Below are 11,374 nucleotides of genomic sequence, written 5' to 3' on the forward strand. Positions count from 1 at the left end.
TGTCCCCCTGAGAAAAAGGAGGCACGTAATAATGAAAAGAATTACTTTAAGTGCGTTATTAATGACTTTATTTTTACTCATGTCTTGTAATAATTCAGGGACTTCTCCTAAAGATGGGCAAGCAGCTAAATCTGATGGCACAATCCTTGACCTAGCTACAATAACTAAGAACATAAAGGACACTGTTGCTTTTGCTAAGAGTGTTAAAGAAGTTCATACTTTAGTTAAGTCCATTGATGAGCTTGCTAAGGCTATTGGGAAGAAAATTCAAAATAACGGTACTCTTACTGATGATGGTAGTACTGATAAAAATACTTCATTGATGTCAGGAGTTTATAGTATTGTATTAGATATAGATAAGAAATCAAAAGCTTTAAGCGTTTTGGAATCTTTTAAAGAACAAATTTTGGATGAGAAAATAATTAGTTTTACAACTGCAATTAAGGCATTTCTGGATAAACTCAAGAGCAAACATGCTGAGTTAGGGGTTGATCAAGGAGCTGCTACTAAAGATAATGCACAAAAAGCTATAGATCGTGTAAATAAAGCTGATGGGGAAAACGGAGCTAAAGAGCTTGGTGAACTAAACACAGCAGTTGATGCGTTGTTAAAGGCTGCTGAAGCCACAGTAACATCTGCAATTAATGCGCTTTCAACACCTGCTAAGTCAGAGAGCACTAAGCCTTCTAACACCTAAAGCATGAACAATTTAATTAATTATTATAAGATTACTTTTGAATCAATCTTAATTATCTGATAAAATAAAGTCTATAAATAATAAGCTAGGAGTAATTCTTCTCTTAGCTTATTTTCCTTTTTTATTCTATCTTTATTTGCTTTACTTCTTTATTATACTTCTTAAGATTTCTTTGATTTCTTTTATCTTTTAGACTTATATTTATTCCTTGATTTTAACTTGTTTTATCACTTAATAAGAACTTATATTGCTTATTTTTACTTATTAGTTGTGGAAGTGGTCAACAACCACAAGCTGGTAAGGATGGCGAGGCAGCTACAGGGGGAAAGAGTTTAAGTGAGGTATTAATGGAGGTAGGTAGAAGTGCTGAAAATGTCTTTTATTCATTTTTGGAGTTACTCTCAGATACATTAGGTTTTACTGCTAAATCAACTACAAAGAAGGATGAAGTAGGAGATTATTTTAACAGTTTAGGTATGAAGCTTGGACAAGCATCTGAAGAATTAGAAGAGGTAGCAAAAAACTCAAAGGTAGAAGGAGAGGGCGCTAAAGATAGTCTATTAAACAAGGTAATTAAAGAAGCAGTTGATGCTGCTAAAGCTGCTTTAAACATATTAAAAACAAATGTAAATTTATTAGGAACAATAGGTGATAATAATGTAGTAGGTTATGCAAATAATGTTGTTGGTTCAGGAACACAGGCAGATGAAACTGAATTAAAGAAAGCCTTTAATTCATTGAAAGAAATAGTAAAAGCTGCAACAGATTCAGGTGTTCAAGAATTAAAAGCAGGAACTATAACATTACAAGTAAATGGAGGCGCAGATAATAAGGATGGGGCTAAGATATTGGCCACAAGTGGTAATAATCCAGCAGCAACAGATGCAGGTAAAGCAGCAGTAATACTATCAACAGTAAGTGGTGAAGAAATTTTAAAATCAATAATTGCATCACAAGAAAGTGATGCACAGCTATCAGACAATGCAACTGCAGATACAAGTGCCATTTCCTTTGCTAAAGGAGGATCAGATGCCCATTTAGCAGGTTCAACTGATGCTAAAGCAGCAGCAGTAGCAGGAGGAATAGCATTACGTTCATTGGTTAAGACAGGTAAATTAGCAGCAGGCGCAGCTGATAATGTTACAGGGGGAGGGAAAGAAGTACAAGGCTTAGGAGTAACTGCAGTAAATAAGTTATTAGTAGCAGTAGAGGATATAATTAAGAAGACAGTAAAGAATGTTCTTAAAACAGCAAAAGAAAAAATAGATGAAGCAAGAACCCCAAAACTAGCAGGTTAACAATAAAATAGATAGTTAGATTGATTACTTAAAAATAAGATTAGAAGGCAATCATTAGAGATGAGTCTAGTTTGCCTTCTATATTGTTGTAATTAAACTGAAGAAGTTAAATTAGCTGTTGAATCTAAAATTTCTTTCTCTGATTCACTTATCAAAATAGGTCAAGGATTTCAAGAGATTTTTGGCATCTTTGGTAATGCTATTGGTGATACTTTGGGACTTACTGCAGTTAAATCGGGTGACAATAAAAGTAAAGTAGGGGAACACTTTAAGATGATCGGAGATGGACTTACAACTACTAAGAAGAAGTTAAATGAGCTATCAAGTAAAATCTCTGAAGCAAAAAATGCTGATGGTAGCACAATTGAAGCTGTTAAGGGTGCAATTAGCAGTGCAAATGATGTCTTTGAACAGCTAATTGCTTCTCTAACTACACTTGCTGGGGTTGCTAAGGAAGCTGGTGATACTAATATTGGTGATGCTAATAATGCTGGTGCTGCAGTTGCTGCTGATAAGGATGGAGTTGACACTATAATTAAAAGTGTGAATGCAATTATTGAAGTAGCAAAGAAATCTGAAGTAGAAATCAGTTCTGGAGATGCTGGTAATGCAGTAAATGCTGCTGCTAATACTGACGCACCTGCTGCGCTTGCTGCCAATGCTGGTGCTGGTGATAATTCTGGTCCTAAATTGGTTGATGAGGTATCTAAAGCAGACTCATGGGCAATGATTGATAAAATAAAAGATTCTAAAACCACAGCTGGTAATCTTAATCAAAACAATAATAATGATGCTGGAACATTAGCAGTTGGTACTCCTAGTCATGCTAATGGTGCTAAGGCAGCTACTAATGCAGACTTAGCAGCTGCTGTAACTGCTGTAAATAAGGTACTAGGAGTACTAGATGTAGTAATTCAAAGAACAGTATCAAACCAACTAGATAAGATAAGAGAAGCTGTTAAGGGAATACAGTACTCTGAAACTACTACTGAATCAACTGAAGCTAGTTCTGCTCAACCTACTGTTACTAAATAAATTATCTATTTAAATAATCTAAATAAAGTCATTTTAGGAAAACTTTTATCTCTTTATGAGATTCGTTTTCCTTTTTTACTATTTGTAATAATACTCAGGTCTAAATAGTATTGATAACAATCCTTTAACAACAGATTGATGGTAAGATTGTATTTAAGCTTTTTTATAAACCGAAGAAAATAGACTAAACACTTTATGTTACAGTTAGGGACCCTCTTAAATCACATTTTACTAAAGTTAGGTTCCTATAACACTTAAAATATTATATAATAATTACATAAGGAGTGTTTTTATGGGACTTGCTCAACCAGTTATTACTCAACAAATGGTTATATCAGAACTTACTAAAGCTGGTATAAATAGAGATATTGCTATTGATTTATCTTACAGATATTATAAAAATGAACTGACTTATAAAGATATTGAGTATTTAGAGACTACTTTTAACCTTAAACTTGAAAAGGTAGAAGCAACCTTACAAGCCGATATTAGAGACCTTGATAATAAAATTGTCAACGTTAAAAATGAGTTAAAATCTGATATTAAAGACTTAGATAATAAGATAGATACAGTGGAGAATAATCTTAATACTAAGATTGATACTAAGTTCAATGAACTTGATACTAAGATTGATACAGTCAGAAGTGAATTAAAATCTGATATTAAAGACCTGGATACTAAGATTGACAACGTTGAGAATAATCTTAATACTAAGATTGATACAGTTAGAAGTGAATTAAAATCTGATATTAAAGACCTGGATACCAAGATTGACAACGTTGAGAATAATCTTAATACTAAGATTGATACAGTTAGAAGTGAATTAAAATCTGATATTAAAGACCTGGATACCAAGATTGACAACGTTGAGAATAATCTTAATACTAAGATTGATACAGTTAGAAGTGAATTAAAATCTGACATTAAAGACTTGGATAATAAGATTGATGTTAACAAAATGGAACTTGATAGTAAACTTGATAAAACTGCATCTGAACTTAAGAGTACATTAAGACTTCATGGTTGGATGTTTGGTACCCTTATTACCCTTAATATAGGAATTTTTTTAACATTAATATCCATAGTCTATTCATTGTTAAATAGATGAATTTAAATTAAGTAAACCTTTTCTTTCTTTGACTACATATCAGTTATTTTTTTACCAAAACCAATAAACTATTTTATTAATAATAATTTATCTTTGAGCATTGTTACATTCCCCGAAGTCTTTTTAAATAAAGGTGTATCTATTTTTTATTTTCTGTTTTTATTTTGTTCAAAGCTTATTAGCCATCTTGCCTTCCCTGAGTGATAAGGAGGCACGTAATAATGAAAAGAATTACTTTAAGTGCATTATTAATGACTTTATTTTTATCTTGCAATAAGGAGGGACTATAATATGAAGCATAAATTAAGTGAGAGAATTAAAAACTTTAATATAACTATACTTATATCTTTATTTTTACTTCTTAGTTGTGGCAGTGGTCAACAACCACAAGCTGGTAAGAATGGCTCAGAGAAAGGGACTGGAAGTTTAAGTGAAGTATTAATGGAGGTAGGTAGAAGTGCTGAAAATGCCTTTTATTCATTTTTAGATTTACTCTCAGATACATTAGGTTTTACTGCTAAATCAACTACAAAGAAAGAGGATGTAGGAAAATATTTTAGCGAGCTAGGTGTGAAACTTGGAAAAGCATCTGAAGAATTAGAAGCAGTAGCAAAAAAATCAGAAACAGGTGTTGATAAAGATGGATCAATAGCCGTAGTAATTAGAGCGGCAGTTGAAACGGCTAAGACTACTTTAAGCACATTAAAAGGTCATTTAGATTCTTTAAAAGATATAGGTGATGACAAATTAGTAGGGGAGGCGGTAACAAATAAAGAAGGCGCAGCATCAAATACAAATGTATTAAAGGAAGCATATAAAGCGTTAAAAGGAATAGTAAAAGCAGCAAAGGTAGCAGGTATTCCAGAGCCAGATGTAGGGAATACAACAGTAAAAGTAGGTAATGGAACAGATAATAAGGATGGAGCTAAGATATTAGCTACAGATTCAGGTGACAAACCAGGAGCAACAGATGCAGGTAAAGCAGCAGCAATATTAACAACAGTAAGTGGCAAGGAAATATTAGCATCAATAGTTAAGTCGGAGGAAAAAGATATTAAAGCCCTAGGAGCAGCTGCAAATGGAGATACAACTGCGATTAGTTTTGCAATGGGATCAAATAATGCTGGTCATTTAGCACAAGATGCAGCTAAAGCAGCCGCGGTAGCGGGAGGAATAGCTCTACGTTCCTTAATTAAAGATGGTAAACTAGCAGCAGCTGCAGCAGATGGGCAACCGGGAGGGAAAGAAGAAGTTCAAAAAGTAGGAATAACAGCAGTAAATAAGTTATTAGTAGCAATAGAAGATATAATTAGAAAGACAGTAAAGAATGTTCTTAAAACAGCGAAAGACAAAATAGATGAAGCAAGAGGACAACAAGAACCAATTTCAGAATCAAGTAAGAAGCAATAAAATAGATAGTTAGATTGATTACTTAAAAATAAGATTAGAAGGCATCTTAGATTTATATCTAAGATGCCTTCTATATTGTTGTCATGAAAAAATAATAAGTTAGATAGTCTTGTAGTAATGCAGAGGAGCTTAAAAATTGCATTTTAATCTTTTATAATAGACAATTAAGGTTTATTGTCTGTTATAGTTATAGGTGGCTGGTACTTTTGAGATTAAGGTTTCTACTAAAAAGAGCGATATTGGAGTTTATTTCACTAATATTGCTGACACTATGACATCTGTTAAAGAGAAGTTGCAAGATGAAGTTGTTAAGAATGGGAAACTCAAAACTTAAATCAGTCGTTGATACATTTGTCACAGGTTCATTAGACAAGATTGTTGATGGGGCTAAAGAAGCAGCTAAAGGGGCTACTGGTGACGATAAGATTGGTGGTGCTACTAATGTAAGTCAAGATGCTGTACCGGCAGATACTGCAAGTGTCAATTCTCTTGTTAAAGGAATTAAAACTATTGTTGACGTGGGTTTAAAGAAGGATGAAGGGAGTGCAGGCGCTACTAAGACTGGTGACACAGAGCAAAAATCAATTGGTAAATTGTTTGATGGTAGTACTGGAGCTGGTGCGGATGATAAAAAAGCGGCAACTGATGCAGCAAAGGCAGTTGGTGCTGTAACTGGGGCTGATATTCTTCAAGCTATGGTTAAGGATAATGGTGATGCTGCTAAACTAGCAGCTGAAGTATCTAAAGCAGACCCATGGGCTATGATTGATAAAATTCAGAATGCTAAGACCAAAACCGGTGTCCTTGATGCTAATACTGATAAAGGTTCTGGACAATTAGCCACTGGTACTGGTGTTGCTGATGTTAAGGCAGCTACTAATGCAGACTTAGCTGCTGCTGTAGCTCTTAAGGCTATGACTAAAGGTGGTAAGTTTACTCAACCTAATGATAATGAAGATGCTGATATTTCTGGAGCAGCAGTAACTGCTGTAAATAAGGTGTTAGGAATACTTGATTTTATAATTAGGAAAACAGTAAGTATCAATCTAGATAAGATAAGAGAAGCTGTTAAGGGAATACAGTACTCTGAACCTACAACTGAATCAACTGAAGCTAGTACTATTACTCAACCTGCTACTACTAAATAAATTGTCTAATTAAAGAATCTACTAAATAAAGTCATTTGAGGAAAACTTTTCTTTTCATAAGAATTGTTTTCCTTTTTTTGAATTTTAGTATATTAAATATTTGTACTAAAGATAAGTAAATAAGATCTAGTTAAACCTTTTTATCTAGGTGGTAAATGATTGATGGGATTAGTTTTGATTAGTAAATGAGTAGAATTATTCGGAAAGTAAAGGTAGGAACTAGGTTTCTTAGTTTTTGTTTTTATTGAATGATATGTTTACTTTAGTTAATTGTTTTTTATTTATTTGTTTTTTTAAGGTGTAAATTGGATGTAATTAATTACAAGTTTTATATTAAGATAATATCTTTGTTCTTTATTGTATAAATTTACTTAATAAAATAGTTTTGTTGTGTTTTAAGTAGGTCAAAGTGAGATAATTGTATTATTTATAATAATTTATTTGAAATTTAAGATAAAAGGTGTATATTTACCAATAATTGTTATATTTCAATATCGAGATTCAATAATTAAATAATTTGATGTCCCAGGAGGGAGATATGAATAGAAGTATTTTATCAGTATGTATGTTAACATTATTATGTTTGTTATCATGTGATATAAATGCCCTTAATGAATTGCTAGATAAAGCAAGGGAAAAATTTTTAGATGAAAGCAAAGATAATAAAGATCTAAACCATAAACAAGAAAATCAGGAACAAAAAGAAGTTGTTATAGATGATTTAGAAGAAGAAGTAAAAATACAGCAAGATATAGAAGTAAAGCCTGTTAATTCGGGATTTGTGTCGTCTCAACAAGTGTATCCATATTATGTCCAAGAAGAAAGAGAGATAAAAGAAGAGGATTTAACACCAAGTACTGATGAAGAAAAGAAAGCACAAGCAGAAATTGACAATGTAAAAAGAGCCCTTGTAGATTCTGGATGTTCTCAATTAATTGAGGATGCACTTAAACTCAAAAGTGAATGTGAGCTATTAGAATCTAGATTTTATGATACACTTTCAGAACTTAAAAATAAAATTCAAAATAAAACAGGGAGTAGTTATCTTGTAAAAGATAAGACAAAGAGACAGCAACTGATTCAATTGTGCAATCAATTAAATGATCAAAGGTCTCAGATTGATATGCTTAGGATTAAAGTTGATAATGGTCTTGACGAACGAAGATCCGCAGAATTTTTCTTTAATAAGTCCCAAGAAACTTTAAGAGAAGCTATTACTGAAAGATTAAGAAAGAAGAAACGTAGAAGTTACTTATCAAGAAGAGTGAATAGTGGTTTTCTAGCTCAAAAGTCACGAAGTGAAGCAGAAAATGTTTTAAGTTTATTAGAATCCTCTTCTTCTGATATAGGAGAAGCAATAGGAATAAAGAAAGAGATAGAAAAACTCATTGAAGAAGCAAAATCTTATCTATCAAACCTTGCAAGATAGAGACGGTAAGGGTTTAAATATTTTATAACATTAGTATTTTCAATAAGAGTTCCTTATAAAGGAACTCTTATTGATTTTATTTAAAGAAGTTTTTACAAACCAATTACCTTTAAGATTTGACTGTGTATTTATTTTATATTCCCATTTTAAGGATATTAATAAGAGTAGAGATTGTTGTTTTAAATTATTTTAAAGCTTTGAGGGGTAATTGTTTTTGAATGCTGATATCGAAAAAGATGATTTATTAAATAAGGAATATAAGGTTTTAGATAAAGGCTTTATAAAGCTTGTTGATTATGTGAGGTAGTGGTGCAAGAATATTTAAGGCGATGAGAGAGGATTGTTAATGTGATGAGCTTATAGATTATTTAATGAGAAATGAACATACAAGTCTATTTGAATAAGTAATGTTTATATTTTATGTTAATGCATCATGTTTTGTTGCAATCTATACTTAATCAAGAGTGTAAATTATTTGTAAAGGCTACTGGAATTGAAGAAATTTAAAATAAAAAATAACAATAAAGACTTATAGAGCAAAGACAGTAGTAAATAATCAAGGTGATTTAAAGTAAAGATTTTCTTGTGATTTAAAAGGTCAGACGGGAAATATGTTTTCTTGTTTATATATGTATATAAAATTATACTAATTGGTATTAATCTATTTTTAATCATTTTAGCAATTATATAGGGGGTATAGTTGTTTGCACCAAAATCATAACCGAACAATATCAAGATAAAAAGAATAGTTAATAATAATAGTAGTGTAAAGTAATAGAAAATAAAAAAAAGTCAGAAATTTTAATTAAAAATTTGTATTTTAAACAAAGTGATATATATTATAAATTAATAATGATTATTATTTAATATAATAATCATTATTAATTTCAAGGAAGGAGAATATTTATGAGAAAAAACTTATTTATATTTACATTGTTAGTTGTAGGATTAGTATCTTGTGATCTAAATTCTAAATTATTGGATAATAAAAAAGTGAACAAAGATGTTCCAAAAGAGGTTGTAGATAGTGTTCAAGGAGATGAGCCCTACAAAGAAGTTAATGTCGATGGTTTAGAAAAGGTTGTAGATGATGTTCAAATAGATGAACTAGCAAAGGAAGATAAGGATGTTGCTGAGAAGGAAAAATTAATATCTGAGCTTAAAAAGGATACCGAAGGTCTTATTAAAGTAGTAAATAAAGATAAGACTGAAGTTGAGGATGGAACTCAATATGGAATGAAGGATGAAGTATTTAAAGCAGTGACAAATACTGTTAATAATAAGACACTAGATAATGATGAGAATAAGGAAGCAAGAAGATTATTTTATTCTTCTTTGAAATACGATAAAGAGAAAATAAAAGACTTTGCAAAGATTCTTAAAAATATCGAATCAGATGGTACAAACAAGGGTACATGGATTAAGGATATAATGAGTGCAGGGAGAGAACATCTTCAATCTAATTTTGAGAAAATAATTGATAAAGTAGAAAAGAGTAAAGATAAACTTGATAAATTGAGTCTTGTTGATTTAAAAGAAGTTAAAACAAAGTTTGACGAAATTAAGTCACAAAGAGAAGCTTTTATAAAAGCTGTAGGTAGTCTTATTGCATCTTATAAAGCCAAGACAGATGGTATTGATTCTGATAGTGAGAAATTAATAAAGCATGTTGAGAAAGAATATAAAGATCTCATTACAGTTAAAATTCCTGGAATGAAATCAGTATATGATAAGATTGTAGGTGTTCTAGATACAATTAAGTAATTATTAATGATATTTAAATACAAAGGAAGATAGGCTATGTTTAGCTATCTTCCTATTTTTTATTTAGAGTGAGTAAAAGTACTATTTATCTAGCAACAATATTTGTATGAGTAAGTAAGTTTTTTACTAATGTAAGTTTTGAGTATGGATTTTTTAATGCTTGGTATGTTTGATAATCTTTATAATCTGGGTATGCTTGGAGATCTTTGTTATTAAATTCTTGTATTTTTGTAATTAAAGAACTTACTTCAGTTTTGAGTTCATCTAATTTTGTTTTTGCAGACAGGTCACTTTGTAAATTTCCACCATAATCATTATAAGTAATAAGTATTGTAGCTGCATTTAAACTCTTTTCAATTTCACTTAGGAGTTTTTTAAGATCCGCTTCTAATTTATCTTTTGTAAATTTGGAGAGTTCTTCTCTTGCCATTTGTTTTTCATGTTCTTCAGCTCTTATTCCATAATAATTGCTTAATTTGATTCTATGGAATTCAATTGTATCCAAGTCATTTTTTATTTGTTCAGCTATTTTAAGTGCTTGCTCAACACTATCTGTGATATTCTTTAGTTTAAATTTATATTGGTTGTCTAATCTGGTTTCTAGCTTAGAATCTTCATTCTCATCTTTGTCAAATTCATATTCTTCAACTGTTATGGGACTGTCAGAGTATAAACCCGATATTATTGGGTTTGAGTCATAATGTGAGTTATAGGTATATTCGTATTGAATATTATGTGATTCACCATTTAATGCATTCAGAGAAGTCTTACTGTTCCCTTTGAGAAGAATATTTGCATTTGATTGGTGTTCAACTGTCTTATTGTTTTGATGAGAGGGATTATTAATATTATTTTGACTGGAGTAGGTTGTATCATCATTTAGTATTAATATGTTGTTGTGTTCTGTTGTATGAGTTAAATCTGTTTTTGTAGGAATATTAATGGCTATTTTTTGTGTTGTTATATTTTCATCAGTATTTGAAGTACTGATTGAAGCGTTATCAATAATGTTATTATTATTAGAATAACTTTTACTTTGGCTTGTCTCAGTAGTTATAATAGTAATATCTTTGTGTGCAGGTAAACTGAATTCTTCTTTTTTTGTCTCAAAGGGAGTTGGAACTAATATACTTTTTTGAGGTTCAGTTTGTTTAGGTGATATATCTTTTGTACTTTTGCTATTAATTTTAGATAGATGTTTTTCTGAATGTTGATTATCACTAAAAATATTTTTCCTAGCTATTTCACTAGCATTCAGCATCATGGAGTTTATTTTATCAAGTGTTCCTGAATACTTTGTGTGAAATTCTTCATCAGTAAAAAAGAACTTACAACCAATCAAGCTGAGAAGAAAGGTTAAAGCTAAATATTTATTTTTTAAAATCATATTTTGTTCCTTGAAATTTACTTACTACTAGATAAGTATATATCAATATGAATGAATTTAATTATTTAAAACTTATATGACTGATTAGAAGGGCGAAT

Annotated in this window: 7 protein-coding genes and 2 pseudogenes; 8 read left to right on the forward strand and 1 reads right to left on the reverse strand. The window is 30.9% G+C overall.

Going from position 1 to position 11,374, the window contains the following annotated elements:
- Positions 1 to 31: 31 nt before the first annotated feature.
- The 8 genes and pseudogenes from BT0_RS04855 to BT0_RS04895 all read left to right on the forward strand — a co-directional run bounded on the left by BT0_RS04855 (position 32) and on the right by BT0_RS04895 (position 9,889).
- Entirely contained in the window at positions 32 to 697 is a 666-nt protein-coding gene (locus BT0_RS04855) for a Vsp/OspC family lipoprotein (protein WP_088895148.1), read from the forward strand.
- A gap of 263 nt (positions 698 to 960) precedes the next feature.
- The gene (locus BT0_RS04860) at positions 961 to 1,995 is read left to right on the forward strand and encodes a variable large family protein (protein WP_088895149.1); all 1,035 of its coding nucleotides are present in this window, start codon (positions 961 to 963) and stop codon (positions 1,993 to 1,995) included.
- A gap of 99 nt (positions 1,996 to 2,094) precedes the next feature.
- Positions 2,095 to 3,030, forward strand: a pseudogene (locus BT0_RS04865) (variable large family protein); the annotation flags it as partial.
- A 292-nt stretch (positions 3,031 to 3,322) separates the two neighbouring features.
- The gene (bdr, locus tag BT0_RS05785; protein ID WP_236842866.1) at positions 3,323 to 4,138 is read left to right on the forward strand and encodes a Bdr family repetitive protein; all 816 of its coding nucleotides are present in this window, start codon (positions 3,323 to 3,325) and stop codon (positions 4,136 to 4,138) included.
- A 291-nt stretch (positions 4,139 to 4,429) separates the two neighbouring features.
- Complete coding sequence (locus tag BT0_RS04875) at positions 4,430 to 5,548, forward strand: variable large family protein (protein ID WP_088895152.1); 1,119 nt, start codon at positions 4,430 to 4,432, stop codon at positions 5,546 to 5,548.
- A 193-nt stretch (positions 5,549 to 5,741) separates the two neighbouring features.
- Positions 5,742 to 6,696 (forward strand): annotated as a pseudogene (locus BT0_RS04880) (variable large family protein); the annotation flags it as partial.
- 538 nt (positions 6,697 to 7,234) lie between these two features.
- A complete protein-coding gene (locus tag BT0_RS04885; RefSeq protein ID WP_088895154.1) occupies positions 7,235 to 8,125 on the forward strand; it encodes a P12 family lipoprotein in 891 nt (296 codons plus the stop codon).
- A gap of 906 nt (positions 8,126 to 9,031) precedes the next feature.
- Entirely contained in the window at positions 9,032 to 9,889 is an 858-nt protein-coding gene (locus tag BT0_RS04895) for a complement regulator-acquiring protein (RefSeq protein WP_088895155.1), read from the forward strand.
- A gap of 85 nt (positions 9,890 to 9,974) precedes the next feature.
- On the opposite strand, the gene BT0_RS04900 is transcribed toward BT0_RS04895, so the two are convergent.
- Positions 9,975 to 11,276 (reverse strand): hypothetical protein, encoded by a 1,302-nt coding sequence (locus BT0_RS04900; protein ID WP_088895156.1) that lies wholly within the window; start codon positions 11,274 to 11,276, stop codon positions 9,975 to 9,977.
- Between the last annotated feature and the right edge of the window lie 98 nt (positions 11,277 to 11,374).

Source organism: Borrelia turicatae 91E135 (genome assembly GCF_000012085.2).
GTDB classification, from domain to species: Bacteria; Spirochaetota; Spirochaetia; order Borreliales; family Borreliaceae; genus Borrelia; species Borrelia turicatae.

Bases quoted from the DNA above. Each gene is read 5' to 3' on its own strand.
- BT0_RS04855 (WP_088895148.1), top strand. From the start codon at position 32: ATGAAAAGAATTACTTTAAGTGCGTTATTAATGACTTTATTTTTACTC.
- bdr (WP_236842866.1), top strand. From the start codon at position 3,323: ATGGGACTTGCTCAACCAGTTATTACTCAACAAATGGTTATATCAGAA.
- BT0_RS04875 (WP_088895152.1), top strand. From the start codon at position 4,430: ATGAAGCATAAATTAAGTGAGAGAATTAAAAACTTTAATATAACTATA.
- BT0_RS04885 (WP_088895154.1), top strand. From the start codon at position 7,235: ATGAATAGAAGTATTTTATCAGTATGTATGTTAACATTATTATGTTTG.
- BT0_RS04895 (WP_088895155.1), top strand. From the start codon at position 9,032: ATGAGAAAAAACTTATTTATATTTACATTGTTAGTTGTAGGATTAGTA.
- BT0_RS04900 (WP_088895156.1), bottom strand. From the start codon at position 11,276: ATGATTTTAAAAAATAAATATTTAGCTTTAACCTTTCTTCTCAGCTTG.